The organism is Microbulbifer hydrolyticus, assembly GCF_009931115.1.
GTDB lineage: Bacteria > Pseudomonadota > Gammaproteobacteria > Pseudomonadales > Cellvibrionaceae > Microbulbifer > Microbulbifer hydrolyticus.
The window spans coordinates 3,121,156-3,146,353 of sequence record NZ_CP047491.1 but is presented as its reverse complement, the minus strand read 5'-3'; the positions used below and the strand labels follow the sequence as shown (position 1 = coordinate 3,146,353).

Sequence of the window (25,198 nt, the reverse complement as noted above, 5' to 3'; positions counted from 1 at the left end):
CTTGGGAATTCCGCTCAACTTTACGGGCGTTCCGAGCCGTTATTTGGCTGCTTGCTTCGGTTCCGGCTGCGTCCGCCGCGGTTGCGGCGACTGCGGCCCTTGCCGCCCCGGGGACCATTGCGGGGAAGGTCCCGGATCATCTGCTGGCGCTGCTCTTCGTCCGCCTGCTGGAACTCGGTCCACCACTGCCCAAGGCCTGCGGGAATCTCGCCGCTGTCTTCCCGCAGTAACAGGAAGTCATACGCGGCGCGGAAACGCGGCATTTCCATGAGGCGGAAGGCGCGCTCTCCGCCACGGCGGGACAGGCGCGATTGCATATCCCAGATCTCCCGCATGGGCATGGAGAATCGCTTGGGAATGGCCGTGTGGGTGAGCTGGTTACTGGTGATCTTCTGCGCGGCCTGGGCCAGTGCCGGCACCGGAGGAATGCCTTTCTCCGCCAGGAATTGCTGCTCGGAATTGACCGCCGGCCATAGCAGGGCCGCATACAGGAATGCGGGTGTGACCCGCTGATCATTGCGGATCCTGTCGTCGGTGTTACGCAGTGCCTGGCGGGTGAGCGCGAGTGCTTCCGGGGCGTCGAGATGGCGGGCGTTGTCCGGGAACAGGTGCGGCCACAACTCGTGCTCGCGCAACAGTTCAAAGGTGCGCTCGCCCTGGCCGCTCATCAGGAGCTTCAGTACTTCATCGAACATGCGCGCGGGGGCGATGTTGCGCAGCAGGGGGGCCAGTTCTTTGAGAGGGGCGGCGGTCACAGGCTCGATGTCGAAGTCCAGCTTGGCGGCAAAGCGCACAGCGCGAAGCATGCGCACCGGGTCTTCTTTGTAGCGGGTCTCGGGGTCACCGATCATGCGAATCTGTCGGTTTTCGATATCGCGGATGCCACCGGTGTAGTCGTGAATTTCGAAACCGTTGGTGGTGTAGTAGAGCGCATTCACGGTGAAGTCCCGGCGCACCGCGTCACTTTCAAGGTCACCGTAGACGTTGTCGCGCAGCAGCATGCCGTGCTCGGATTGCTGCGCCTCGTGGGCCTCGCCATCACTGTGGTGACCCCGGAAGGTGGTGACCTCGATCACCTCGCGACCGATACGGGCGTGCAGGATGCGGAAGCGGCGGCCAACAATGCGCGCTCCCCGGAACAGTTCCTTGGCTTGCTCCGGGGTGGCATCGGTAGCCACGTCAAAATCTTTCGGGTGCCCTCCAAGCAGCAGATCGCGAACACCGCCGCCCACGATATAGGCTTCAAAGCCGGCCTCCTGCAACCGCTTCATGACCGTCAGCGCCGCGCGGCTTACATCCCGGCGGGACAGGCAATGGTCACTGCGTGAAACGACAACGCGGGAGGTCTTGGGAGGGCGAGGATTCTTGCGAGAGGGCTTTCCGGATGGCCGGGACTTGCGGCCACTGCCTGAAGGGGAATCTCCATCGGAGCCTTCATTGGCTTTGGGCTTGCTGTGCCAGCGCTTGATACTGCTGATCAGGGAATTGAACATACGGCTTACTGTGTTATCCGCTGCCCGCTTGTGTCGGGCGGCTGTGTTTTTCCGGGGTTGCTCCGGGCGCGTCACCGGGAGCGCGTGGTTCCGGACTATTGTGAGGCGGATTCTAACACACACAGCGCAATGCACAGCTGCCGGTCCCGCTCCGTGCGGGGCCCAGCAAAGTGTGTGCATTCATTGAAATCAAACAAAAGAAGGGAATTATTCTTATTTGGAATGAAGGCAGCGGCTTCCTTGCGCTAACAATTTGCTTTTCAGCAAACCCTCTCCCAGGCACAATCAGTCAGTTTGTCACGTGCTTGTCGTTATTTTTGTTGTCTTCTACAAATTATTGTTTTTGTTATTACTCTTTATTCTTATTGTTTATTTTTATTATTTGTTGTTTTTAGTTATTAAATAGTACTTTTTGTTTATTTTTATTGTTGTTCTGAGCCTTATTGTTTTTATTGCTCAATTTTTGCTCCGGCATCGATCACTTTGGTTTTTATTGTCGACCTGCCCGTTCTCTTATTCTTATTGTGATGCGCCCGCTTATTGTCAGTTGTTATTAGGGCTTAAACAGTCATTTATTTTTATTCTTGGCTGTTATTGTTGTTTGACCTATACAAAGCAGATAGCGTGCCAACTTTATTAAACCCTTATAAATCAATAACTTAACATTTCTTGGAACTTTTTTACGTCGCCTAAACACACTTTTGCGTTACGCATGGCGCGGTAGGTGTTACTTGGTTGTGAGAGGGGGTAACACTTTCACTTGTTACTAATTTGCGCCACGTTACCGCTCAGGTTGCCGGCGCGGTCGTATGCTCAAGAGCTTCGTAAGGGTTTGATATTTAAGCCCTTTTTTTTGCTCCGCCGGTAAAGGCGGCGCGGGCTGGGGCGTGGTGGGTGACGGTGGGCGAGATGCGTGGGTAGCCAGGAGCGCGCCCGGAAAGCTGGTCGCCTGCGAAAAAAAGCCCCGGTCAGCGTGACTGTCCGGGGCTTTTCGGTAAAAAAACGGCTGGGGGGAGGCGGAAATCAGGCTTCCGCAACACGTTTGGCTTTTTTCCGCGGGATACCGAGCTTCTGACGGCGCTCCCACAGACATTTGCGGCTTACCCCGAGTTTCTTGGCCAGTTCCGTCTCGCTCATGGTTTCCTGGTGCTCGAGGACAAAGCGGGCAAAGTAGTCCTCCAGTGACAGGTCCTCGCGAGGGTCGGCGTGCAGGCTGTTACTGCGCGGGCGGCGTTCGGGATCGGCTTCCTCTATGGGAACCAGGTCGAGGTCGATATCCAGGGTGCGGTGGTCGATTTCACTGCTGTCTTCGGTGAGGATCACCGCGCGCTGGATGGCGTTCTCCAGTTCGCGCACGTTGCCCGGCCAGGTGTACGTGGTCACGGCCTGAATGGCCTCGGGGGACAGTTTCAGTGTCTGGCGATTGATTTTGGCGCAGAACTTTTCGAGCAGGCTCTCGGAAATGGACAGCACGTCCTTGCCGCGCTCACGCAGTGGCGGCAAACTCATCTGGACCACGTTGATCCGGTAGTAAAGGTCTTCCCGGAACTTGCGCTCGGAAGCCAGTTGGCGGAGGTTGCGGTGGGTGGCGGCCACCAGGCGCACGTTGACCTTGCGGGATTCAATGGCACCGATGGGGCGTACTTCACCTTCCTGGAGAACCCGCAGCAGTCGGGCCTGGGCTTCCAGCGGCAGTTCGCCGATTTCATCCAGGAACAGGGTACCGCCGTCGGCAGCGGCAACCAGACCCTCGCGGGCAGTCTGCGCGCCGGTAAAGGCACCCTTTTCGTGACCAAAGAGTTCGGCCTCAATCAGGGTCTCCGGAATCGCGGCACAGTTGACCGAGATCAGGGGCTTGCCGTTGCGCTTGCTCTCTTCGTGAATCGCGCGCGCTACCAGTTCCTTACCGGTACCGGTTTCGCCGTGTACCAGCACGGTGGCGTCGGTGGGTGCTACCTTGTGAATGCGCGCGTAGAGGTCGCGCATGACCGGGCTGTCGCCAATCATGCCGGCGATGGCTCTGCCTTCGTTCTTGCTGTCGGCAGCGGCGGCTCCGGCAGCCCGATTCTGCTCGGCCTTGCCGATGACACGGCGCACCGTCGCGAGCATTTCGTCGTGATCGAAGGGCTTGGCGATGTAATCGGCGGCGCCCATACGCATGGAGTCCACGGCAGAGCGCAGGCTGGCGTAGCTGGTCATGATCAGCACCGGTACGTCGCCCGCCAGCTTCAGCAGGTCCGTGCCGGGGGCGCCGGGCAGGCGCAGGTCGGAGATGATCAGGTCCATGTCCGTGATGCGATACTTGGTGGTCGCTTCACGCACGGAGCCGGCCTCACTGATCTTATAACGGTGCCTCTCCAGCAGCTTGCGCAGTGCAGTGCGGATAATGGCTTCATCTTCTACGATCAGGATGTGGCTCATATGTTACGCCTGGTTACAAATTGTTCAGGGGACGCTAAGTTTTACCTTTTGGGCGTTTCGATGCAACCCAAATCGGGGGTTGTGTTCAAAAAACGTCCAGATTTTGCTCTCAACCTGTAACAGCGGGGCATTGCCTTACCTGTTTTCGGGGCTTTCCAGGGGGAGTTGCACGATAAAACGTGCGCCGCGGCCAGTATCCGCGTGGGCCGGACTGACCAGTTCCAGTTGTCCACCGTGCTCCTCAACAATGCTGTATACCATGGCGAGCCCGAGACCAGTGCCTTCTCCGGGCTCCTTGGTGGTGAAGAAGGGCTCCAGAATCCGCTCTCGGTGTGCGGCCGAGATACCGGGGCCGTTGTCGGTGACCGCCACGCAGGCGAGCCCGGCGCGAACGTAGCCCTCAACGTCGATATGCCCTCCGTCGGGGCTGGCATCGCGGGCGTTACTGAGCAGGTTGATGAACACCTGGATCAGGCGCTGGTTGTCGCCCAGTGCATACAGGTCATCGGGAACCCGGTTGGCGAAGGTCACCTGGGTCTTGTCCCGTTGTAGAGACAGCAACTGCACCGCTTCCTCCACGCAGGCATGGAGGTCGACCGGCGCCTTTTCACTGTCCTGGTTGCCGCTGTGGGAGAAGCTCACCAGCGAATGGACGATGCGGCTGATGCGCTGGGTCTGGCTGAGGATCTGGTCCGCGGTCTCCAGTACTTCCGGGTTGTCGGATTCGAATTGCAGGTTCTGCGCCAGGCAGGCGATACCGGTTACCGGGTTACCCACCTCGTGGGCGACGCCGGCGGCCAGGCGGCCGACGGAGGCCAGGCGCTCACTGTGCATCAGTTCCTGCTCCAGTACCTGGGTTTCGGTGATGTCCTCGATCAGCAGCATCTGGCCGTCGCTGCGGGTATCTTTACCGCTCTCCCTGTTTTCCCGCCCGTATTTTCCACTGCGTTGCTTGAGCCGTGTTTTGTGCAGGTTGAGCCAGTGACTGTTGCCGTTCATTTCCACCTGTTGCTTGAAGCGGCTGCCATCGGCCGATTCCGCAAACTCGGTGACCAGCGTGCGCCAGGGTTCCGGCAGGTATTCCAGTTTGGAGCCGATCACCTCGCTGGCGCTCACACCCGTGAGGTCCGCCATGGCGTAGTTCCACAACAGTATCTCGCCGTCGCGCCCGAGGGAGCAGGCAGCCATGGGCAGTTCCTCGAGCATCTGCCGGTGGTAGAGGCGCAGGTTGTTGAGCTCGGCGGCGAGGCCCGTGAGCTGGTGCTTGTAACGGCTCAGGCGGGTCTCAATCAGATTGATGTCTTTGTTGGCGGGCTGATCACTGGTGACGAAGGGCAGGTGGCGGTCCAGTATCTGCCCGGCCAGCACGCGTCCCAGCAGGCCGGACAGATTGGCTTCCAGTTTGTCACGCAGCTGACGCAGGGCGTAGGGTCTGCGCTCGTTTTCCGGTAAGTTCAACTGGCGCAGGGCACGGCTTACTTCCTGGCTGGCGGTAGCAGCACCAAGGCTTTCGGACAGGCGCAACCGGAAGTCCGCCGCCGACTGCACATCCAGTTCCAGGCGCAGGGCCTGGCTGATCGAGTCGTCACTGCACAGGTCCGCGGCGTAGCGTTCGAGGCTGCTTGCGCGGGTAAACACCGACAGCCCCACAAACAGCAGTACATTTACTGAAAGTGACAGAGTGGTGATCTGTGGCCAGATCTCCATACCCAGCGGAATGCGGTATTCGCCAAACGCGATTCCGCTGTTCCCGATGATGGCCGGGAACAGCAGTCCCGCGGCCCAGACCAGCATGCCGGCCAGCAGGCCACCGATAAAGCCGCGGCGGTTACCCTGGGGCCAGTGAATTACCGCAAAGATACCGGGCAGGAACTGCAGTGACGCGATAAACGCAATGATTGCAAGATCCGATAATGACAGCCGGTTGTTGAGCAGCAGATAAAACCCGAAGCCGGCCAGGAACAGCGCAGCGACCAGAGCCCTGCGTAGCCACAGCAGTTGCCGGTACATATTGTCATCCGACTGCCAGCGGGTGCCCGGCAGCAGCCAGTGGTTCATCACCATGGTGGAGAGTGCCAGGGTGATCATGATCAGCGCGCCGGTGGCGGCGGACAGACCGCCGATAAACGCGACGATAGTCAGTAGCGCGGATCCGCTGGCGCGGGGCACGGCGAGGGTGAAGTACTGCACCGGCTCCGACACATCCAGTGCGAAGCCCGCCCACATGATCGGGAAAATCGGCAGCGCCATCAGTAGCAGAAACAGCGGGAATCCCCAGCTGGCGGTTCGCAGTCCCTGGGTGGCGGGGCGCTCGGCAATACTCAGGTAAAAAATGTGTGGCATCGCCACCGCGGTGGCAATAAACACCAGTAGCAGTGTATGCGACGACCCCTGCTTGATCGGAGAGTACAGCAGCTGCTGCATGTCGTTGTTCTGAACCAGCCACTGATCAAGTTCCCCCAGACCGCCAAAGACGCCGAATACCGCATAGAGCCCGACGGCCAGCAACGCCAACAGTTTCACCATGGACTCGAGTGCCATGGCGCTGGCCAGGCCCGCCCGGCGCTTGCGTGATGCGCCGTAAGTACTGGTAAACACCGCCAGCAATACACAGTAAAGGAATGCGATCAGGTCTTTGCTGGTTACGCCACTGGCGGGAATTGCCAGCGCTGCCGCATCGTCGCGCGACAGCAGCGCCAGGGTTTCCGCGACGGCCTGTATCTGCAGGGCGATCAGTGGCAACAGTCCAAGCAGCATAAACAGGGTGGCCAGTGTCCCCGCCTCGCGACTGTGATAACGGAAAACCAGCAGATCCGCGGGGGAGGTGAGCTGGTAGCGCTGGGCCAGCCGCGCCAGGGGTTCGAGAGCCACCGGGGCAAACAGGAACATGGCTCCGGTACCCAGGTAGTAGGCGAGTACGCCGTAACCGTGCTGCCAGGCAAGATCGATGATGCCGTAGTAAGTCCACGCGCTGAGGGACACGCCAAGCGACAGGACATAAAAAAACGGGTGCCGCACCCAGTTTGTTGGCAGCCAGCCTTTGGAGGTGGCGAAGGCGACAAAAAACAGCGCGAAAATATAGGCGACGCCGATCAGCGAAATATTGACGATCTCAAAGGTCATCGGGCTTGCGCCTCCGCTGAATGAAGATCGCCAGCAGAATAAGTACGAACCACAGAATAAACGGACGATACCAGGCGCCGGAGGGGTTGATCATCCAGGTGAATACGGTGGGGCTGAATACGTAGCCCACCAGTACCAGCAGGATTAACAGGGTACGGTTGCTCATCAAAAACCTGTCGGTTTGTCCTGCGGTGAGGCAGTAAGGGAGAAATCTGGCGCAAAATGTTAATGCGCGGCCGGGGGGGAGTTCAACTACCGGCTGCCTCGAGCCAATAATTGACAGCACCTTCGCGCGCGCCTTGCACCGCTGCCGATTGAACAAAATTACCGCGAAGGCGGCTGTTCCAGTAGCCGGTTGCGTCTATCCACCTGCCGGCGCTGCCAGCGCGCGCTGGCCCAGCTGAGAATCTGACCGGGTGTTTCCTCGACAAGGTCGGGATGCGGCCGGAACCCCAGAAAGTGCAGTGCCCGGAACAGGTTAAGGGATGGCGCGGAATCGTCCAGCGCTGTCGCGTGATTCTGCTTGCTGAGCTTTTGCCCGGCTTCATTCATTACCAGTGGCAGGTGACCGAACGCCGGTGCGCTGGCCCCCAGAGCCGCGAACAGCTGCCGTTGCACCCCGGTGCAGTCCAGCAGGTCGGAGCCGCGCACGATACACGTCACCCCTTGCTGGATGTCATCCACGACGACGGCCAACTGGTAGGCATAGAGTCCATCCTTGCGCTTGAGGATCGGGTCCTCCGCGATCCGCTGTGTCTGCTCACCGTGCCAGAGGTCGGTAAAGGTTTCACTGGCGCCGGCGCAGTGGAAGCGCAGCGCGAACGGACTGCCATCGGAACGCGGGACGCAGTTTTCCCTCTGATGGCCACCGGCCCGACGGATTTGTTCGCGCGTGCAATGGCAGCGGTAAACCAGGTCCCGTGCCTGTAGCTGCTCCAGCGCGGCGTGATACAGGTGGTGTCGCTGGCTCTGCCACACGATAGCCCCATGCCCGTGCAGGCCGTGCGCGTTCAGGGAATTCAGGATGCGCTGGGCGGCACCGGGCATTTCCCGTGGAGGGTCAAGGTCCTCCATACGTACCAGCCAGTGTCCCCCGTGGGCAATGGCATCGAAATAACTGCCAAGGGCACACACCAGAGAGCCGAAGTGAAGCGGGCCAGTCGGGGAGGGGGCAAAGCGGCCGATGTAGTGTTCGGGCATGCCGTAAACCGGGAGACGAGTGAATCAGACGGTGCGGTAGCGGAATACCGGGCGGCTCAAGCGCCGCCCGGACAGCAGGCGTCAGCCCGAGATCTGCTTTTCCTTGATTTCCGCCAGGGTTTTGCAGTCCACGCACAGTGTGGCGGTGGGACGTGCTTCCAGGCGACGGATGCCGATCTCGACGCCACAGGCTTCACAGAAGCCGTAGTCGTCCTGGTCGATCAGTTCGATTGTGGCATCGATTTTCTTGATCAGCTTGCGCTCGCGATCGCGGGTGCGCAATTCCAGGCTGAACTCCTCTTCCTGGCTGGCGCGATCCGCCGGGTCCGGGAAGTTCGCAGCTTCATCTTTCATGTGAGTTACGGTGCGATCCACCTCTGCCATGAGTTCGGCCTTCCAGGCCAGCAGCAGCTTGCGGAAATGCTCCTGCTGCTTCTCATTCATGTACTCCTCGCCCTTCTGTTCCTGATAGGGCTCGAAGCCGTGCAGAGAATCGGATTTCGCAGCAGTATTGGGCATAGTCATTGCCTCTCTCGTAATTCGGGCCCTGTGTTATAGGGGCACTACAACCAAATTCAAGCCTAGCAGGCTGCACAAAAAGCCTAAGCGACCGCCGGCTGTATCTTCAGGCCGCCATTGCGACCAAGGCGAGGAAACTATCAAATCTCTCAGAACTGCGCCACAAAATGTTGTCCTGTAGAGCCACCGGGGACGATCCTCCGGTAAAGAATCGGTGCGATGGTGTATTCTGGCGGCCGTTTTTTCGGCAGGGCGGCATTCAATCCGCCCTTAACTGACTTTTTCCAGGATCTTGCGTGAAAATTAACCCGGCCCTTACCGAGGGAAAACTTCTGCGTCGCTACAAGCGTTTTTTGGCCGATGTAGAAACTTTGTCTGGTGAAATTATAACCATTCACTGCCCAAACACCGGCTCAATGAAAAACTGCTGGCAGGAAAACACACCCTGCTGGTATTCCGACTCCGGTAACCCCAAACGCAAATACCGCCATACCCTGGAAATCACCACCACACCGGAAGGCGCACTGGCCGGTGTGAATACCGGGCGCGCCAACGCGCTGGTGGAAGAGGCGATCAACAGCGGCGTGGTTACCGAGCTGCAGGGCTATGCGCAGCTGCGCAGGGAGGTCAAATATGGTGAAGAGAACAGCCGTATCGACCTGCTGCTCAGCGGGCAGAGTGGTGACTGCTATGTGGAAGTGAAAAACGTCACTCTGGCCGAGGGGGCCAGGGGGTTGTTTCCCGACGCGGTCAGCGCACGCGGTACCAAACACCTGCGGGAGTTGCAGAAGCTGGCGGAGTCGGGTGTGCGCGCGGTGCTGTTTTACTGCGTCCAGCATTCCGGGATTGAGACAGTGGAAGCTGCCGCGGATATCGATCCCGCTTATGCGGCGGCTCTCAAAGAGGCGGTGGCGGCCGGGATGGAAGTCATCGCTTACCGCGCGCGCCTTAGTGCCGACGAAATCTGCCTGTTCGAGCCGGTGCCATTTCTGCCTGCGGCAGACTGACCTTCCTCAGTCAGCCAGCAGCACGTAAAGGCCCTCTTGCGCATATTCCACCGGTACTGGCGTCAGTGCATCACCTGCGCAGGGGCCGGCGATACATTCGCCGGTGGTAATCTCAAACAGTGCCCCGTGAGAGGCACACTGGATCAGCGCTTTTTCTGAGTCCAGAAACTGATTCGGCTGCCACTCCAGGTTGATTCCCCGGTGCGGGCAGGTGTTTTTGTAGGCAAACACCTCGCCGTCTTTTTTCACCGCAAATACATTGTCCATGCCTGCGCTGTTGTCGCCAAGGGAGAAGCCCCTGGACTCGCCTTCGTTCAAGTCTTGGTAACCGCAGAGAAAGTGTTTTTGCATGAGGTCGGTCCTCCCGGCCTGATTCAAATTTGGCGTGAGAGTGTACCGAAACGCCGGGAGAATTTAACCGGGGGCCGAGGCGGTACCCGCTATCAGCCCCTTCGTATTACGCTCGGACACGTGAATTTCATTGGTGTCCGGGCATTTTCAGGGGCTGGTGTTCAGGGACTGGTTGTCAGGGCGCGGCCAGAACCAGAGAGGTTTGGTATGCCTCACCATCGCGCAGGTAATCGACCTGTACCTTGTCTCCCGGGCGCCGGTTTTCCAGCACATTCATCAGGTCGTCGTAATTGCTGATCGGCAGGCCGTCGATGCCGACGATCACATCCCCCAGTTGCCAGCCGCCGCGGTTGCTGCGGTACACGCCGCGCAACCCGGCGCGCTCGGCGGGAAGTCCGGGCGCCGTGCGCAGTACCGCCACACCCTTGAAGTCGTACTGGCTCGCCCACTGGTCCGGCGCCGACTCGATGCCCAGGATTGGCCGCACCAGGCGCCCATGGGCAATCAGCTCCGGCACGATTTTTTTCACGGTATCTACTGGTATCGCAAAGCCTATGCCCACGCTCGCACCACTTGGGCTATAGATCGCCGTATTCACCCCGATCAGGCGACCGCTGGAGTCGAGCAGAGGGCCGCCGGAATTTCCCGGGTTGATCGCCGCATCGGTCTGGATCACATTGCGAATTGTGCGATTGCCCGCAGCCTCGATCTCCCGGCCGAGGGCACTGACCACGCCCGTAGTCAGCGTGGTGTCGAGGCCGAAGGGGTTGCCGATGGCCAGCACCTTCCGTCCCACGGAAAGCCCTGCGGACTGCCCCGGTTTCAGCGGTTTCAGCAGTTCCGGTGGAGCGCTGATCTTCAGAACTGCGAGGTCTTTTTCCGGCGCCGAACCGACCAGTTCCGCCGGCCACTCGCTGCGATCCTGCAGGGTAATGGTGATCTTGCGCGCCTTCTCGATGACGTGGAAATTGGTGACCACATGGCCCAGGTCATCCCAGATAAAGCCGCTGCCGGCGCCTTTGGGCACCGTGTGCAGTCTCAGGGTCCAGCGGTCCCGCACCACGGTTTCATTGGTCACATAGACCACCGAGGGACTGGCGAAAGTGAACACCTGCATGGTGTTGGTTTCGTCATCGGTAGCGAACTGGGGAACGCGGGCGTCTGCAAGGGCGCTGAAGGCCGGGCAGAGAAGTAGAAGGGTGAGGGCGGCTCGGAAAAAGGGTTTGGTCAAATACATGGCGGTCGGTGTGTTCCTGCGCAATGATTTTTGAGGTTGCAGGAGCGCCCGCAGGCGGGCGCTCCCCAATTTTTCACGATTAACGGGCAGAATTTTGCAGTGCCAGGATCCGATCCTCAAGAGGGGGGTGGCTGGCGAGAAGGGCGGCCATGCTGTTGCCGTAGATGCCAAAGGCCTTCATATTCGCCGGCAGCGGCTGTTCGCGTCCCGCCTCGGACTCAGACTTGATACGCGCCAGCGCGGCAATCATGGCGCCCGGGCTTGCCAGGTGCGCGCCAGCGGCATCGGCGCGGTACTCACGGCGACGGCTGAACCAGGCCACCACCATCATTGCGAACACACCGAACACCATATCCATGAGGATGGATGTAATGTAGTAGCCGATACCGAGCCCCTGTTCATTGCGCAGCAGCACTCTGTCCACAAAGAAGCCCACCAGCCGCGCAAAGAACATCACGAAGGTGTTTACCACACCCTGGATCAGCGCGAGGGTAATCATGTCGCCGTTGGCGACGTGGCCGATTTCATGCCCGATCACCGCGCGGGCCTCGTCGCGGTTGAAGCGTTGCAGCAATCCGGCGCTCACCGCCACCAGCGCGTTGTTTCGGTTCCAGCCGGTGGCGAAGGCGTTGGCCTGGGGCATCGGGAAGATACCCACATCCGGCATGCCGATGCCGGCCTTTTGAGACAGCTCGCGAACGGTCTCCACCAGCCAGCGTTCGTCTGCGGTCTGGGGCTGGTCGATCACCTGGGTCCCGGTAGACCTCCGTGCGATGGTTTTCGACAGCAGCAGTGAAATCAGCGCGCCGCCGATACCGAAGATGGCACACATCAACAGCAGGCCGGGCAGGTTCAGATTGACGCCATTGGCGTCGAGAATGCCTTGAATCCCAAACAGGTTGAAAATGATGCCGACCAGCACCATCACCGCCAGGTTGGTGAGTAAAAAAAGCCCTATTCGCAACATCAGACTTCTCCGAGAGATATTGTGGAAAACCGTAGAAAATTTTCGTGAACCGAATCAATCCCGGGTGCCGCGTGAACGGTTGTGCTCAACGCTTATCGAGCCGTGGCGCACGGGGTAATACCGCTGCCTGTGCGGCAGGGTGTTCTGGGCTAGATAGGGTCCAGTTGTGCCGTTTGCAAGTCTGGTTGGGCACAATTTCAGGAGAGTATAGGGTCAGGCGCTGTCTTTGCGGGAGATAAGCTGTTCTGCCTCGCTTACCAGGGAAGCCTTCAGGTCTGGATCCAGATCGTTCCAGTGGACGTCGAGAATGGCGCCTTGCAAGGCGTAGAGGAGAACGCGGGATACGTTGATGCCGCGGCGGCGAATGCTGGCGAATGCCTCGACGGGGCCGACACGGTTCAGGTCTTCCAGGGTACGGATGCCAATAGAATGAAGAATATTGACGGAGGCGAGTCCCAGGTTTTTCAGTTGTAACAACTCTGATTGACTTGGGTGCATAAATTCATTCCCTGAACTGTTGACGGTCGGCGGCGATAGCAACATGCCGCGACATGTTCTTCACTCCTGCCGTCGGAACTGCGGCCTGCAAGCGCATCCCGTCAAACCCTGTCCGAGGATGTTCGACGTATGTTCCGGCCCTGAAGTGATTCCTTTTTCGGCTCAACCCTGAGCCGTTTACAACAGGCGTGCAACATAGCATAAAAAAATAAAAGCCCAAACCGCGCTGCCCGTCGCCACGGTTCTGTGGACCGAACTTTCGCGCTGTGTCGGTATTTGCGACGGCTGCCAACACGGGGCACACTTGTGCTAATTAGTCACGTCCGCAGCAAAAGCCTAGTCTGTATTAATCGGTTTTGCAGTATTTGAGTTGCAGGGTGTATACGCTTTTCGGGACTTGAGGCCCACTTTCATGCATCAACTTCTGAAGAACATTCTATTTGGGCTGACGGATGCGCATGTCATCCTCGAGCCGGTTTCCGGGCAGCTGATGCACCCAGAGGCCCTTACCGCATTCAGTCAATTACGCCGGGACGCGAGGGAGGCGGGTTTCGATCCGAAAGTGGTATCCGGCTTTCGGGATTTTGAACGCCAGCGCACGATCTGGAACGCCAAGGCCGGAGGGCAGCGCCCGGTATTCGATAGCGCGGGCCGCACACTGGATGTGGCGCGCATGTCGCCAGAGGAAATTGTATTCGCTATATTGCGCTGGTCGGCGTTGCCGGGTGGCTCTCGCCACCACTGGGGCACAGACTTTGATGTTATCGATGCCGCCGCCGTTGCGCAGGATTACCGGGTGCAGCTGACGCCGGAAGAAGTGGCAGATGATGGGGTGTTTGGCCCGTTTCACTGCTGGCTGGACGAAAAGATTGCCACGGGCAGAAGTTATGGGCTCTTTCGCCCCTACGCCGAGGATCGAGGTGGCGTGGCCCCGGAGCGCTGGCACTTGAGTTACGCGCCGCGCGCAAAAGAGTTCCAGCAGGCGCTTTGCCCCGATTTGCTGCGGGAGCAATTACAGTTGTGTCAGGCGGGCGGCGAACTGGCCCTTGCGGACACCGTATGCAGCGAGATGGGGGTCATTTATCCCCGCTTCGTTGAGGTGCCGGAAGCGGCTTACCCGGCCAATTTGGGGGATCGGCTCTGAACCTGTGCCCCCGCGATGGCCGGGGATCAGGGAGTCATAGAATGGGATCGAACACGGGAAGTGAAATCATCAACGTCAGTGAATTGAACAATCGGGATATCTGGACTTCCATGCGTGCGGAAGCGACCGCAGCGGCTGCCGGAGAGCCGGTACTGGCAAGCTATTTCCACAACACGGTGCTGCGCCACCGCAGCCTGGACCGCGCGCTGGCCTACCAGTTGGCTTCGGTGCTGGATCATACGGCGCTCACCGCGACTGCATTGCAGGAAGTTATCGCGTCGGCGCTGGCGGATGAACCGGAGATCTCCCGCTGTATGCAAGCGGACATCTGTGCCTGGTACGATCGCGACCCGGCGTGTGATCAGTACCTGATGCCATTTCTCTATTTCAAGGGATTTCACGCCCTGCAGTCTCACCGCATTGCACACTGGTTGTGGAAAAAGGGGCGTCACACCCTGGCGCTGTATTTCCAGAGCCGGGTATCGGAACAATTTGCGGTAGACATCCACCCCGCGGCCCGCTTTGGTTGCGGCATCATGATTGACCACGCCACTGGCCTGGTGGTGGGCGAGACGAGCGTGGTTGAAGACGACGTATCGATCTTGCACTCGGTCACCCTGGGTGGGAGTGGTAGTGGCGGCGGAGACCGCCACCCGAAAATTGGTCGAGGTGTGATGATCGGCGCTGGTGCCAAAATACTGGGCCCGGTCGATATTGGAGAGGGCGTGAAAATTGCCGCTGGTAGCCTGGTGCTTCGGGATGTACCTGAGCACTCAACCGTAGCCGGTGTGCCGGCACGGGTCGTTGGTGGTAAATGTGAGGGCGCTCCGGCCTACACCATGGACCAGACACTGGATTCCGAGGACTGAATCCGTTTGAATAACCACTGGATAAAAACAAGCCAATCTGGCAACACGTTCGAGGTATCAGCATGTCCGCACCGACCTACAGTGTGATTTTTCGCGGTGATCTTCAGCCGGGTTACACCGTTGCCGATGTCAAAGCGAATTTTGCCCGGTTGTTCAAAGCCGGCCCGGATACGGTTGAAAAGCTGTTTAGCGGCCGCCCGCTAGCAATCAAGAAAGGTCTGGGGCAGGCACAGGCCGAGCAGTTGCAGGCTACGTTGACCAAGCTGGGAGCGCAGTCTTCCCTGAAGCCGGAAGGGCATCAGGCCGTGGCACCCGCCGCGGAAGCCTCTGCGTCTCCTGGGACAGAGCCGGAAGCGCCGATTTCGAACGTGTCAGAGCCTGAAAACACGCCCGCCCATGGCCCCGAGCCCCAGGCTTCGCAGGAAGAGACTGCCGGTTCCGGGTTCACGCTCGCGCCCATGGAGGGCTATCTGCTGAGAGAGAATGAGCGGCGCAAGGTGGAGCCTGCGCAAGTGTCGGTGAGCCATCTGAGTCTGCAGCCGGAGGGCGGTAACCTGGTGGCAGAGTCGGAGCGGACGGCAGTGCCGCCGGTTCAGGTCGAAGTGCCGGATTGGAAGCTCAATACTGTCGCGACTTTCAAAGTCGACGACTGACGCCCCGGGGACAACTGTCATCCCGAGCCTGCCGCGAGTCGCTCTGGTTGCGGGCCGGCGTCTCAGAGTTCTCCGAGTGCAAAGTGATGGCTGGTGATATCGAAACCCTCGCGTAAATAAAACCGGTGTGCAGCGAATCGTTGTACGCCCGAGTCGAGATGTAACTGGTCGCAGCCAAGGGATTTTCCGTGCTGTTTCAACCAGTCGATCAGTACTCTGCCGGCCCCGGCAGAGCGGTGGGCGCTGTCGGTAACCAGATCGTCGACATAGATATGCTTGCCCCAGGCGAGTTTTTCACTGATTACAAAGCCCGCCACGCATAACACCTGGTTTCCTTCCCCTTCACGAACGTAAGCCAGCTGATAGCCCTGTACCTGCTGTTTTTCGATCTGTGCGAGTAGCGACTCCAGCGTATATTTGGGGCGAAGCTGCAGCAACACTGCGGCTACGGCGGGAAGCTCATGGGGCGAAGAGAGTAGTTTGGCTTGCAGCTGCATATTGATGTCGCGTTTTGGGTTTTGCAATCAGGCACTGGATTTGCGTGCGCTCGTTGCCAGAATCAGTTCGGGCGCTTGAATGCTTTGCGCGCGCGTTCCACTTCTTTGCGGGATTTACATGCTTCCAGGTGGTCATTGATCAGTCCCATGGCCTGCATGAAGGCATAAACGGTGGTGGGGCCAACAAATTTCCAGCCGCGCTTCTTCAGGTCCTTCGACAGGGCTGTGGAGAGTTCTGAGCTAGAGACGCTCTGTGGTACCAGCTGTTCATCAGCTGCAGGCTCGAACTGCCAGACGTAGGCAGCGATCGATCCCTTCTCCGCGACCAGCTCTTTCGCACGCTCGGCGTTATTGATTACCGCCTCGATCTTGCCGCGGTGCCGTACGATGCCTTCGTCCTGCAAAAGGCGTTCAACGTCTTTCTCGGTAAAGCGCGCTACTTTATTGAAATCAAAATTCCAGAACGCTTTGCGAAAGTTTTCACGCTTCGCCAGAATTGTCCGCCAGCTCAGCCCGGACTGAAAGCTTTCCAAGCACAGCTTTTCAAACAGGCGGCGGTCGTCGCTTACTGGAAAGCCCCACTCGCGGTCGTGATATTCAAAAAATTCTGGCGCGGCGGCGCACCACCCGCAACGGGGTTTTCCATCGGGCCCATTGATAGTGTTGGGCATGACAATTTCCCTGTATGACTTAGCCTTATCTCGCAGCGCTTCCTGATCCCGGGAGCAAATACTGGCGTTAGAGGTTAGGCAGTCTGCTGACAATGGTCAATCGTTGGTATCAGCCTGCAACCTGATGGTGTGGTGGTGTGGAAATATGCCGAGGCGGCACCCGGCGAATCAACAAAAGCCGGTGAAAAGAAGGCAGGCGCAGAGTCAGCGATTGCGCTGCTGGTCAGCTTTAGTGGCTGCTAACGAGTAGCTACAAAAAAACCGGCGCAAGGCCGGCTTTTTTATCAGATCTGTGAGGATCTATCAGAAGATAAGCGCTATTAGCCTTCTTCTTTCAGATAGCGCTCGCGGGAAGCCATAACTTCTTTGCGCGCGGCGTCAGCGTTGGCCCAGCCGTCTACTTTCACCCACTTGCCCGCTTCCAGGGCTTTGTAGTTTTCGAAGTAGTGCTCGATCTGCTTGATCAGCAGCTCCGGCAGGTCGCCAATTTCATTGACGTGATCGTACAGCTTGGTCAGCTTGGTATGCGGAACCGCCAGCAGCTTGGCGTCCACACCGGACTCATCGGTCATGTTCAGCACGCCGATAACACGGGAGCGGATTACGGAGCCAACCATCACCGGGTAGGGGGCAACAACCAGTACGTCCAGGGGATCACCGTCTTCAGACAGGGTCTGGGGTACATAGCCGTAGTTGGCCGGGTAGAACATCGGGGTAGCTACGAAACGGTCTACGAATACCGCGTCTGCATCCTTGTCGACTTCGTACTTGATCGGATCGTGATTGGCGGGGATCTCGATGATTACGTTGATATCGTTCGGCAGTTCTTTGCCTGGGGAAACCTTGTCGAAGCTCATTGCGGGTCCTGACTAAATGGTGGGTTAAAAATCGGGAGCGCGGATTATATACCCAGAGCGTGCGCTAACATAGCTGCCGCCGTGACCGGTCAAAACTTGATCAGGGGGCGGTTTCTGCGCTCGGGCAGACATGCGTAGCCTCAACTATGCTGATTGCAGGATTCCGCCCGCCGCTGGAGGCGACGGGACGGTCACAATAATGGAGCCCAGCATGGACGAATCCACCGAGCTGCCACCCTCGTCGGCGGCGTCGAACCCCCTGTCATCCCCGGACTCAATTAGCCGCAGTTCTGTCCCCAGCCCTCGTGAGGTCAGTACCGTCGCTGATGCCAAGTGCATTGTTGAGGCCCGCGGGCTCAGCCATATCAAAGTGGGCCTGTTCGATAACGACGGGGTGATGCGCGGCAAGTACATGAGCCGAGAGAAGTTTTTTTCGGCCCTGGACAATGGCTTTGCCTTCTGTGATGTGGTGTTGGGCTGGGATGTTCAGGACCAGCTGTATGACAACGCACACTATACCGGCTGGCACACCGGCTACCCGGATGCGCCGGTGCGCATTCTTCCCCAGACCTGTCGTGAAGTGCCGTTCGAGGACGGGATGCTGTTGTTCCTGGCAGAGTTTGCTGGGGCGGCAGAGGCGGTTTGTCCCCGGGCGCTTCTGCGGCGAGTGATTGAGCGCTGTGAAAAGGCCGGCTTCGCGCCGTTTGCCGCGCTGGAATATGAATTTTTCCTGTTTGATGAAACCCCGGATTCGGCTCGTGCCAAGGGCTACCGGGACCTGAAACCATTTACACCTGGCTGGTTTGGTTATTCGGTGATTCGCAATTCAGTGCATGCGGATCTTTACCATGAAATTCTCGCGTTGGCTGAGCGCATGGATTTCCCCATCGAGGGTCTGCATACGGAAACCGGCCCTGGTGTGCTGGAAGCGGCCATCACGGTGGATAACGCAGCGGCGGCTGCAGACAAAGCGGCGCTGTTCAAAACGTTTATCAAGGTGCTGGCGGAGCGCCGTGGGCTGATGGCGACATTCATGGCCAAATGGTCGAATGAATATCCCGGTCAGAGCGGGCATATCCACCTGTCACTGCGCAACAAGGCCGACAACCGGTCCGCGTTTTACGCCGAGGGGCAGCCCCACTCCATGAGCGCCGTGCAACGGCAGTTTCTTGCCGGGCAGCAGAGGCTGATGCCGGAACTGCTTTGTATGATGGCGCCGAGTATCAACAGTTACCGCCGCCTGATTCCTGGCTTCTGGGCGCCTACCGATGCTACCTGGGGCGTCGAGAATCGCACGGCGGCCCTGCGAGTGATTCCTGGAAGCGACAAGTCCCAGCGTCAGGAGTATCGCCTGGGGGCTGCGGATGCCAACCCCTACCTGGCTCTCGCGGTGGCGCTTGGTTCCGGGCTATACGGTGTGGAGCAGGGCTGGGAGCCGGGCAAGCCGGTAGAGGGCAATGCCTACGCGGAACAGCATCCCCCAGAACTGGCACTGCCGCGCACCCTTTGGGATGCGGCACAAAACCTGAAGCGTTCCGAAGCCGCGCGGGACCTGTTCGGCGATGCCTTTGTCGAGCATTTTGCCGCGAGCCGGGAGTGGGAAGAGCGTGAATTCCGCCGCCATATCAGCGACTGGGAACTGCAGCGTTACTTCGAAATTATCTAGTTTGGAGCGCCCCAGACAAGAGCGGGCGTGCTATGGCAGGAAGCCGAAATATTCATGCAAAAACTCCAGTGCCTATCCCCCATTGACGGCAGCGTTTACGTGGAGCGTCCGCTGGCCACCGGTTATGAAATACAGAATGCCCTGAGCAGCGCCCAGGGGGCGCAGCAGGGTTGGAGCAGGGTGCCCGTAGCAGAGCGGGTGGCGCTGGTGCGCGCGGCGGTAAATGGTCTGCAGCAGAAAAAGGCTGAATTGGCCGAGGAAATCTGCTGGCAGATGGGGCGTCCCATCGCCTACGCGGCGGGTGAGATTGATGGCCTGGCAGAGCGCGCCCTGTATATGGCGGAGCTGGCGGAGCGAGAAGATGGCCCTCTCAGCGATATTTATCCGGCGGAAATCCCCGGTTTCAAACGCTTCATCCGTCGCGAGCCACTGGGCACGGCTTTTGTCATCGCCCCGTGGAATTACCCCTACCTCACCGCGATCAACGCGATAGTGCCCGCATTGCTGGCCGGCAACAGTGTGCTGCTGAAGCACTCGGCGCAAACCCCACTGTGTGCCGAGCGCCTGGTGGAAGCTTTTGCCGAAGTGGGGCTGCCCGAGGGCGTTTTCCAGTACCTGCACCTCGGGCACCGGGACGCGGAGCAGATCATCATCAACAGTGGTGTGCAGCACGTTGCATTTACCGGCTCTGTGGCCGGGGGGGCGGCGGTTGAGGCGGCCGCTGCGGGGCGTTTCCTTTCGGTGGGGCTGGAGCTCGGGGGCAAGGATCCGGCCTATGTGCGTGCGGATGCGGATCTCGACCATGCGGTGGCTTCCACCGTCGATGGGGCCTTTTTTAATTCCGGCCAGTCCTGTTGTGGTATAGAGCGTATCTATGTGCACGAATCACTGTTTGACACATTCGTAAAGCGGGCGTCGGCATTGATTCGTGAATACCGCCTCGGCCGTCCGGATGACCCGGCGACGACACTTGGCCCACTTGTGCGTGCAAGCTCAGCGGATTTTGTACGGGACCAGATCGATGAGGCCGTGCAGCAGGGGGCAATGGCCCATATTGACGGCGGTGACTTCTCTCTGGATCGGCGTGGCAGTGCCTATATGGCACCGCAGCTGCTTACCAATGTGCACCATGACATGCGTGTGATGAGCGAGGAATCCTTTGGCCCGGTGGTGGGGGTGATGCCGGTGGCGGACGATGCAGAGGCCGTTACGCTGATGAACGACAGTGAATACGGCCTGACCGCCGTGATTCATTCCGCCGACGCGGAAGCCGCGCTGGCACTCGGAGAGCAGCTGCAAACCGGCACGGTGTTTCTGAACCGCTGCGATTATCTGGATCCATCACTGGCCTGGACAGGGGTGAAAAAATCCGGCCGTGGTTGCACGCTGTCCGGCATCGGTTTTGAACATCTCACGCGGCCAAAATCTTTCCATTTCAAATTGCAGTGCTGACCATGAGCGCAACCAACTACACCTCCAACTACACCTCCAGCTACACCACCAACTGGAATTATCCCACCGCGATGCGCGTTGGCGCCGGTCGAATTTCCGAGCTGCCCGGACTGTGTCGGGAAATGGGCATGGCAACGCCGATGCTGGTGACGGACCCGGGCCTTGCCGCGTTGCCGATTATGCAGTCAGTGGTGGAAAACTGCCTCGTTGCCGGCGTACCACTGGCCGTATTCAGCCGCATAAAAGGCAATCCAACGGGGGAGAATGTGCAGGATGGCGTCGGCGTATTCAGGGCCCATGGCTGCGATGGGGTTATCGCTCTTGGTGGTGGTTCTGCACTGGATGCGGGCAAAGCCATTGCGCTTATGGTGGGGCAGACACACCCCATTTGGACGTTTGAGGATGTGGGAGACAATTATCTCAAGGTAAATGCTGCGGGTATGGTGCCGGTTATCGCCGTACCTACCACGGCTGGCACTGGTTCGGAGGTCGGGCGCTCTTCGGTGATCACCGATGAGCAAGCGAAACTGAAAAAGATCATTTTTCATCCGCGTATGTTGCCGGGAATTGTTGTGCTCGATCCGGAGTTGACGTTGGGCCTGCCAGCGCCGATCACCGCGGCCACGGGAATGGATGCGCTATCCCACAATCTCGAGGCCTATTGCGCAGCCAATTTTCACCCCATGGCAGAAGGGATAGCTCTTGAGGCGATGCGCCTGATCAAAGTGTACTTGCCGCGCGCTGTGGCCAACGGAAGCGATCTCGAGGCGCGAATGCAAATGCTCACTGCCTCGAGCATGGGTGCAACAGCCTTCCAGCGAGGCCTCGGTGCGATGCACGCCCTTGCGCACCCACTGGGTGCACTTTATGACAAACACCACGGGTTGCTGAATGCGATCCTGATGCCCTATGTATTGAGCGCAAACCGCGAGGCTATCGAGGAGCCAATGAGCCGTCTTTCGCGCTACCTCGCCCTGCCAAGTGCAGGCTTTACCGGCATTCTCGACTGGGTACTCTTTCTGCGGCGGGATCTGGGTATACCGCACACGCTGGCGGAGATCGGTATCGATACCGGACAGGCAGAGCGAATTGGTGAGATGGCCGCCGTGGATCCCTCTGCTGGCAGTAACCCGATAACCTTTGATGCCAGTGCCTACCGCCGAATTTTTGAAAGTGCCTGTGAGGGTAACCTGTAACCACTTTCATCTTTCGTGTACCCGCCATGTGGATAAATAACCGTTATTTCTACATTTGAGAGCCCGCTGTGAGTGGCGCATCAGAGTCCCACCGCCAAATCTGGCACTAGCTTGGACGTTCTGGTAGGAATTGTGCATGCAATTCAGTGCATCCACGGCTGTGGTAAAACCATTGGGGGGCTTTCAGGGGACGCGGGTCGGCTTGCCGCCGAAAATTGGCGCAGAAGTCACTTTTGCGGGGGCAAGATGCGGTTCAGGTTGCTGTTTTATGTGGATGTTTCTATAGAATTGGCGCGATCACGTGCGTCTTGTCGCACTATTTTTTAAGCTGTTATTTTGGGGGAGACATGGAACGTCGCTTATACCACCTGGATTTTCTCAGGGCTTTTGCACTCTTTATCGGGGTTTTTTATCGTTCAGCACATGCAGACGCAGGTGCAGGCGATTACGATTTTGTAAGAGATGCATCCGGTGCGTTCAGAATGGCCTGTTTTTTTCTTATATCGGGCTATTTTTCTGTGGCATTGATTGAGCGTAAGGGAACGCTTCCTTTCCTGAAGGGGCGGCTGGTAATGCTGACGGTTCCCGCTCTGGTATGCGTCATACTGTTGGCCCCGTTTACTGCCGAGTGGATGGCATCATATTACAGTGAAGTGAATACGGGTAAAGACTTCAAGATGTTCTGGATGTACCACGCCTGGTTTTTGTTTTCCCTGCTGGCGTACACGCTGGTGTTGACTTATACCGTACGTTTTTCGAAAGCATCTGTGGGCTGGCTGACAAAATTTATGCCGGAGAATTCCGCCCGAATTGTGCTGTTTGCTGCGGTTGTAGTTGTATGTGCACTTTCGTACAAAGTAATTCTCCCGAGCTTCATGTGGGATATCCCCTATATCCACCTGGTTGGCCTATTCATTTTGATTTCAGTTCAGCATTTTCCGTACTTCCTTTTGGGCGTATTTATGTTCCTTTGGCGGGATGTTTACGAGAAATTTAACAGCGGGTATATCACCTGGGGTCTTGTGGCGCTGGTTTGTATCGCCGGGTCGGTGGTGCTGAGTCTTGTCGAGGATTATTACCGGGGTGCTGGTGTGGAACTGCACTTCATCGAGTTTTTTGCAATCATCTACGAGTACCTGCTCGCTATCCTGTTATCTATTTTCCTCTGCGCATTCGGGGCGCGCTTCCTGGATAAGGATTTTTGGATTGTCAGAGCAATGGCTCAGTCCGCATACACGGTATATGTCGTGCACTTTGTCATAGTGGCTTTCCTGTTGTTTGTTCTCCAAAGAATAGGTATGCCGATGGATGCCAGGATGTTGCTGTCAGCGGTAGGTGCTTGTCTGGGAGGAATGCTATTTCACTTTGCCGTCGTGAAGAGGTTCAAACTGACGTCTTTGCTGTTTAACGGCAAGTTGAACTACGGTTCCGGCGCGGCGGGTACTAACCGGGCGGGTAGTTCTATCAAGGTGTGAGACGCTATTTGGTCGAAGTTTGTTTACTTCGACTATGTAGGCAGGAAAGTATCTCGCACATCAAAAACCTGCGAGCAACGTGGATAGATATTGGCCTTGCGCTGTGATCGTGGCGTCGAGGTCAATATCGGGCAGGTTGCCTTTGGCGTGCTGTATTGCGTACCAGAGTATCGATAAATAGACGTAGATGATTCTCCAGTGGGCCAGGCGCTTCAGGTCCATACCCGACGGGGGGCGCTGCAGGTATTCGGCGAGAAACTGCTGCAGTTCCTCGTCGCGCAGCTGGTGTTCTTCAGTAATCACCGCAAGGTCATAAAAAGGGTCTCCGGTGGCGGCATACTCCCAGTCGATCGCATAAAGTTTTCCGTCCTTCCCGCTGATCAGGTTCGCTGCCTGCAAGTCATTATGGCAGAGCACATCGTTGCTGTTCATGGTTTCAGCGGCGTGGATGTGTGGGCGAGCTTTTTGGTCCAGTAGCGTCAGTCGCCGGAAGTGCTTTACATCGGCTGGTATGGATTGCCAGTAGCTGGATACCTTGCGGTGAATATCCAGCCGCGCGCTGATCACCGGTAGCTGATGAATGTTCCTCGTTAGCCGTGCGAGTTGTGTCAATGCGGTTTCGGTACCAGAGCGCCGCGTGTCCCATGGTTGACCTTCGATAAACCCGGTAACCAGATAGCGGTAATCCGGGTCACAGTGGATTAGTGGTGCACCCAGCATTGCCTTGTCTGCCCGGTACAGTACCTGCTCTTCGGCCCGGCGGTCGAGGTCGAGTTCCGCACTGATCTGCGAGTTCCAGCGCAGTACCACTCTCGTATCCTTCGTCGCCAACAGATAACTACGGTTTGTCAGGCCACGGGTCAGCGGCCGGATCAATACTGGCTGATCAGCACTCCAGCGATGCCAGTCATCGGGAAAAACTTCAGCCGGCATGGGCGTCATTTACAGCTGGTACTCGGTGTGTGTGGTTGCCGGATTGTTTTCGATAAAGGCTTGACCACTGGAAGAAACCAACGATTACCAGAATTACGTACAAAACAAACAAAAGCGCGGTGAGATACAGTTCTCGATCGATATAGAGGTAAATCGCGGCGCCGTCGATTACGATCCAGTAAAGCCAGTTTTCCAGTACCTTGCGCGTAACCATATAGGTGGTGACGACGGCACCCCAGGTTGTAAAGGAATCAAGATAGGGCAGTGCGGCGCTGGTGTAATTGTCCAGAAGATAGCCGACCGTCAATGTGAGAATACCGATCCCCGTGAAGGCGAGCAGATGCCTTTGCAGGGGCCAGCGGTGGATATGCAGGGGCTCCCCACTACCCGTGCGGTTTCGCCACTGCCACCAGCCGTAAACCGCGATCAGCAGGTAAAAGATCTGCAATGCAGACTCCATCAACAGGCTGACATCCCAGAACAGGAACAGGTAGATAGCGGTGCTGGCAAACGCCGCGTACCAGCACAGGATGTTTTCCCGCATGGCCAGTAACAGGTAGGCGAGCGCGAGTACTACAGCGGCCACTTCCCACAGAGACATGGCCGCGAGTGACGTAGTGATGGCTTCGCGCACTTGGGGACTGAACATCATTGCACTCCGCCGTTACACGCCGAGGCTGGGGTTAAGGTCGCCATCGATAAATTTACACACGAAAATCGCGCGTCCGAACTGCTCGTAGGAAGTGCGGATTTCTGTCTTCAGCATGTCCATCAACGGATCGTAATCGCCGAATACCTGGGTACTCATGGTATTGCTGATGACCTGCAGCTCCGGATGGTTGTGCAGGCGCTCGATAAAGTCCTTGATCGCCGGCAGGTATTCCTCCTGCAGCGGGTACATACTGATGTCCACGGACAGTTTCAGGGTGGGTTCAGTGGCGGTTTCCATCGTATTCGGCTCCGGTTCTT

Annotated in this window: 25 protein-coding genes; 8 read left to right on the top strand and 17 right to left on the bottom strand. The window is 58.1% G+C overall.

Annotated elements, in window-relative coordinates; translation table 11 throughout:
- Positions 1–20: 20 nt before the first annotated feature.
- From pcnB to GTQ55_RS17775, 7 genes are all read right to left on the bottom strand, one after another.
- The gene (gene pcnB, locus GTQ55_RS13515) at positions 21–1,493 is read right to left on the bottom strand and encodes a polynucleotide adenylyltransferase PcnB (protein WP_161859212.1); all 1,473 of its coding nucleotides are present in this window, start codon (positions 1,491–1,493) and stop codon (positions 21–23) included.
- A gap of 1,023 nt (positions 1,494–2,516) precedes the next feature.
- Positions 2,517–3,914, bottom strand: a complete 1,398-nt coding sequence (locus GTQ55_RS13510) for a sigma-54-dependent transcriptional regulator (protein WP_161859211.1) — start codon at positions 3,912–3,914, stop codon at positions 2,517–2,519.
- Positions 3,915–4,049: 135 nt separating this feature from the next.
- Positions 4,050–7,037 carry an ATP-binding protein gene (locus GTQ55_RS13505; protein ID WP_161859210.1) on the bottom strand — a complete coding sequence of 996 codons (2,988 nt, stop codon included), beginning with the start codon at positions 7,035–7,037 and terminating at the stop codon, positions 4,050–4,052.
- Positions 7,027–7,203 (bottom strand): hypothetical protein, encoded by a 177-nt coding sequence (locus tag GTQ55_RS17780; protein WP_010130964.1) that lies wholly within the window; start codon positions 7,201–7,203, stop codon positions 7,027–7,029. The genes GTQ55_RS13505 and GTQ55_RS17780 overlap by 11 nt, the downstream gene beginning before the upstream one ends.
- Before the next feature lie 158 nt (positions 7,204–7,361).
- Positions 7,362–8,237, bottom strand: a complete 876-nt coding sequence (gene gluQRS, locus GTQ55_RS13500) for a tRNA glutamyl-Q(34) synthetase GluQRS (protein WP_161859209.1) — start codon at positions 8,235–8,237, stop codon at positions 7,362–7,364.
- Between the two features lie 81 nt (positions 8,238–8,318).
- A complete protein-coding gene (gene dksA / locus GTQ55_RS13495; RefSeq protein WP_161860171.1) occupies positions 8,319–8,756 on the bottom strand; it encodes an RNA polymerase-binding protein DksA in 438 nt (145 codons plus the stop codon).
- A 149-nt stretch (positions 8,757–8,905) separates the two neighbouring features.
- The gene (locus GTQ55_RS17775) at positions 8,906–9,154 is read right to left on the bottom strand and encodes a hypothetical protein (protein WP_183946685.1); all 249 of its coding nucleotides are present in this window, start codon (positions 9,152–9,154) and stop codon (positions 8,906–8,908) included.
- On the opposite strand from GTQ55_RS17775, the gene sfsA reads away from it, so the two are divergent.
- The gene (gene sfsA, locus GTQ55_RS13490) at positions 9,053–9,763 is read left to right on the top strand and encodes a DNA/RNA nuclease SfsA (protein WP_161859208.1); all 711 of its coding nucleotides are present in this window, start codon (positions 9,053–9,055) and stop codon (positions 9,761–9,763) included. The two genes, GTQ55_RS17775 and sfsA, sit on opposite strands and share 102 nt — an antisense overlap.
- A 6-nt stretch (positions 9,764–9,769) precedes the next feature.
- Here sfsA and GTQ55_RS13485 read toward each other — a convergent pair whose 3' ends face one another.
- The 4 genes from GTQ55_RS13485 to GTQ55_RS13470 form a co-directional block, all read right to left on the bottom strand.
- Positions 9,770–10,114 (bottom strand): Rieske (2Fe-2S) protein, encoded by a 345-nt coding sequence (locus tag GTQ55_RS13485; protein ID WP_161859207.1) that lies wholly within the window; start codon positions 10,112–10,114, stop codon positions 9,770–9,772.
- A 175-nt stretch (positions 10,115–10,289) separates the two neighbouring features.
- Entirely contained in the window at positions 10,290–11,351 is a 1,062-nt protein-coding gene (locus GTQ55_RS13480) for a S1C family serine protease (RefSeq protein ID WP_161859206.1), read from the bottom strand.
- Positions 11,352–11,430: 79 nt separating this feature from the next.
- Positions 11,431–12,318 (bottom strand): protease HtpX, encoded by an 888-nt coding sequence (htpX, locus tag GTQ55_RS13475; RefSeq protein WP_161859205.1) that lies wholly within the window; start codon positions 12,316–12,318, stop codon positions 11,431–11,433.
- A gap of 213 nt (positions 12,319–12,531) precedes the next feature.
- A complete protein-coding gene (locus tag GTQ55_RS13470; protein ID WP_161859204.1) occupies positions 12,532–12,816 on the bottom strand; it encodes a TfoX/Sxy family protein in 285 nt (94 codons plus the stop codon).
- Positions 12,817–13,228: 412 nt separating this feature from the next.
- Between GTQ55_RS13470 and GTQ55_RS13465 the strand changes: the two genes are divergently transcribed.
- The 3 genes from GTQ55_RS13465 (at position 13,229) to GTQ55_RS13455 (ending at position 15,482) form a co-directional block, all read left to right on the top strand.
- Positions 13,229–13,960: a M15 family metallopeptidase gene (locus tag GTQ55_RS13465; RefSeq protein WP_161859203.1), complete on the top strand. Its 732-nt coding sequence runs from the start codon at positions 13,229–13,231 to the stop codon at positions 13,958–13,960.
- A gap of 41 nt (positions 13,961–14,001) precedes the next feature.
- Positions 14,002–14,829 carry a serine O-acetyltransferase gene (cysE, locus tag GTQ55_RS13460; protein WP_311736362.1) on the top strand — a complete coding sequence of 276 codons (828 nt, stop codon included), beginning with the start codon at positions 14,002–14,004 and terminating at the stop codon, positions 14,827–14,829.
- Between the two features lie 62 nt (positions 14,830–14,891).
- Positions 14,892–15,482, top strand: coding sequence for a hypothetical protein (locus GTQ55_RS13455; protein WP_161859202.1), 591 nt, complete (start codon positions 14,892–14,894; stop codon positions 15,480–15,482).
- A 62-nt stretch (positions 15,483–15,544) separates the two neighbouring features.
- Here GTQ55_RS13455 and GTQ55_RS13450 read toward each other — a convergent pair whose 3' ends face one another.
- The 3 genes from GTQ55_RS13450 to ppa form a co-directional block, all read right to left on the bottom strand.
- Positions 15,545–16,006, bottom strand: coding sequence for a GNAT family N-acetyltransferase (locus GTQ55_RS13450; protein ID WP_202620622.1), 462 nt, complete (start codon positions 16,004–16,006; stop codon positions 15,545–15,547).
- Positions 16,007–16,041: 35 nt separating this feature from the next.
- The gene (locus GTQ55_RS13445) at positions 16,042–16,650 is read right to left on the bottom strand and encodes a DNA-3-methyladenine glycosylase I (RefSeq protein ID WP_161859201.1); all 609 of its coding nucleotides are present in this window, start codon (positions 16,648–16,650) and stop codon (positions 16,042–16,044) included.
- 320 nt (positions 16,651–16,970) lie between these two features.
- Complete coding sequence (ppa, locus tag GTQ55_RS13440) at positions 16,971–17,507, bottom strand: inorganic diphosphatase (protein WP_161859200.1); 537 nt, start codon at positions 17,505–17,507, stop codon at positions 16,971–16,973.
- A 211-nt stretch (positions 17,508–17,718) separates the two neighbouring features.
- Here ppa and GTQ55_RS13435 point away from each other — a divergent pair, with 211 nt between their 5' ends.
- The 4 genes from GTQ55_RS13435 to GTQ55_RS13420 all read left to right on the top strand — a co-directional run bounded on the left by GTQ55_RS13435 (position 17,719) and on the right by GTQ55_RS13420 (position 23,296).
- The gene (locus GTQ55_RS13435; RefSeq protein WP_161859199.1) at positions 17,719–19,173 is read left to right on the top strand and encodes a glutamine synthetase family protein; all 1,455 of its coding nucleotides are present in this window, start codon (positions 17,719–17,721) and stop codon (positions 19,171–19,173) included.
- A 54-nt stretch (positions 19,174–19,227) separates the two neighbouring features.
- A complete protein-coding gene (locus GTQ55_RS13430) occupies positions 19,228–20,625 on the top strand; it encodes an aldehyde dehydrogenase family protein (protein WP_161859198.1) in 1,398 nt (465 codons plus the stop codon).
- A gap of 2 nt (positions 20,626–20,627) precedes the next feature.
- Entirely contained in the window at positions 20,628–21,821 is a 1,194-nt protein-coding gene (locus GTQ55_RS13425; protein ID WP_161859197.1) for an iron-containing alcohol dehydrogenase, read from the top strand.
- Between the two features lie 347 nt (positions 21,822–22,168).
- On the top strand, positions 22,169–23,296 hold the full coding sequence (locus GTQ55_RS13420; protein WP_161859196.1) for an acyltransferase family protein: 1,128 nt from the start codon (positions 22,169–22,171) through the stop codon (positions 23,294–23,296).
- Between the two features lie 60 nt (positions 23,297–23,356).
- On the opposite strand, the gene GTQ55_RS13415 is transcribed toward GTQ55_RS13420, so the two are convergent.
- From GTQ55_RS13415 to GTQ55_RS13405, 3 genes are read right to left on the bottom strand one after another with little or no spacing between them, the layout of a single operon-like run.
- The gene (locus tag GTQ55_RS13415) at positions 23,357–24,229 is read right to left on the bottom strand and encodes a phosphotransferase (RefSeq protein ID WP_161859195.1); all 873 of its coding nucleotides are present in this window, start codon (positions 24,227–24,229) and stop codon (positions 23,357–23,359) included.
- Positions 24,219–24,878, bottom strand: a complete 660-nt coding sequence (gene pnuC / locus GTQ55_RS13410; protein WP_161860168.1) for a nicotinamide riboside transporter PnuC — start codon at positions 24,876–24,878, stop codon at positions 24,219–24,221. Before pnuC ends, GTQ55_RS13415 begins: the two co-directional genes overlap by 11 nt.
- Positions 24,879–24,893: 15 nt before the next feature.
- Positions 24,894–25,178, bottom strand: coding sequence for a hypothetical protein (locus GTQ55_RS13405; RefSeq protein ID WP_237567679.1), 285 nt, complete (start codon positions 25,176–25,178; stop codon positions 24,894–24,896).
- Positions 25,179–25,198: the final 20 nt, after the last annotated feature.

What these genes read in the sequence shown, in the direction of transcription:
- GTQ55_RS13430 (WP_161859198.1), top strand. Translation starts at nt 19,228, where the DNA reads ATGCAAAAACTCCAGTGCCTATCCCCCATTGACGGCAGCGTTTACGTG.
- GTQ55_RS13465 (WP_161859203.1), top strand. Translation starts at nt 13,229, where the DNA reads ATGCATCAACTTCTGAAGAACATTCTATTTGGGCTGACGGATGCGCAT.
- GTQ55_RS13420 (WP_161859196.1), top strand. Translation starts at nt 22,169, where the DNA reads ATGGAACGTCGCTTATACCACCTGGATTTTCTCAGGGCTTTTGCACTC.
- ppa (WP_161859200.1), bottom strand. Translation starts at nt 17,507, where the DNA reads ATGAGCTTCGACAAGGTTTCCCCAGGCAAAGAACTGCCGAACGATATC.
- GTQ55_RS13425 (WP_161859197.1), top strand. Translation starts at nt 20,628, where the DNA reads ATGAGCGCAACCAACTACACCTCCAACTACACCTCCAGCTACACCACC.
- GTQ55_RS13405 (WP_237567679.1), bottom strand. Translation starts at nt 25,178, where the DNA reads ATGGAAACCGCCACTGAACCCACCCTGAAACTGTCCGTGGACATCAGT.
- GTQ55_RS13445 (WP_161859201.1), bottom strand. Translation starts at nt 16,650, where the DNA reads ATGCCCAACACTATCAATGGGCCCGATGGAAAACCCCGTTGCGGGTGG.
- GTQ55_RS13480 (WP_161859206.1), bottom strand. Translation starts at nt 11,351, where the DNA reads ATGTATTTGACCAAACCCTTTTTCCGAGCCGCCCTCACCCTTCTACTT.
- GTQ55_RS13505 (WP_161859210.1), bottom strand. Translation starts at nt 7,037, where the DNA reads ATGACCTTTGAGATCGTCAATATTTCGCTGATCGGCGTCGCCTATATT.
- gluQRS (WP_161859209.1), bottom strand. Translation starts at nt 8,237, where the DNA reads ATGCCCGAACACTACATCGGCCGCTTTGCCCCCTCCCCGACTGGCCCG.
- pnuC (WP_161860168.1), bottom strand. Translation starts at nt 24,878, where the DNA reads ATGTTCAGTCCCCAAGTGCGCGAAGCCATCACTACGTCACTCGCGGCC.
- GTQ55_RS13435 (WP_161859199.1), top strand. Translation starts at nt 17,719, where the DNA reads ATGGACGAATCCACCGAGCTGCCACCCTCGTCGGCGGCGTCGAACCCC.
- GTQ55_RS13510 (WP_161859211.1), bottom strand. Translation starts at nt 3,914, where the DNA reads ATGAGCCACATCCTGATCGTAGAAGATGAAGCCATTATCCGCACTGCA.
- dksA (WP_161860171.1), bottom strand. Translation starts at nt 8,756, where the DNA reads ATGCCCAATACTGCTGCGAAATCCGATTCTCTGCACGGCTTCGAGCCC.
- htpX (WP_161859205.1), bottom strand. Translation starts at nt 12,318, where the DNA reads ATGTTGCGAATAGGGCTTTTTTTACTCACCAACCTGGCGGTGATGGTG.
- cysE (WP_311736362.1), top strand. Translation starts at nt 14,002, where the DNA reads ATGGGATCGAACACGGGAAGTGAAATCATCAACGTCAGTGAATTGAAC.
- GTQ55_RS13470 (WP_161859204.1), bottom strand. Translation starts at nt 12,816, where the DNA reads ATGCACCCAAGTCAATCAGAGTTGTTACAACTGAAAAACCTGGGACTC.
- GTQ55_RS17780 (WP_010130964.1), bottom strand. Translation starts at nt 7,203, where the DNA reads ATGAGCAACCGTACCCTGTTAATCCTGCTGGTACTGGTGGGCTACGTA.
- pcnB (WP_161859212.1), bottom strand. Translation starts at nt 1,493, where the DNA reads ATGTTCAATTCCCTGATCAGCAGTATCAAGCGCTGGCACAGCAAGCCC.
- GTQ55_RS13485 (WP_161859207.1), bottom strand. Translation starts at nt 10,114, where the DNA reads ATGCAAAAACACTTTCTCTGCGGTTACCAAGACTTGAACGAAGGCGAG.
- GTQ55_RS13455 (WP_161859202.1), top strand. Translation starts at nt 14,892, where the DNA reads ATGTCCGCACCGACCTACAGTGTGATTTTTCGCGGTGATCTTCAGCCG.
- GTQ55_RS13415 (WP_161859195.1), bottom strand. Translation starts at nt 24,229, where the DNA reads ATGCCGGCTGAAGTTTTTCCCGATGACTGGCATCGCTGGAGTGCTGAT.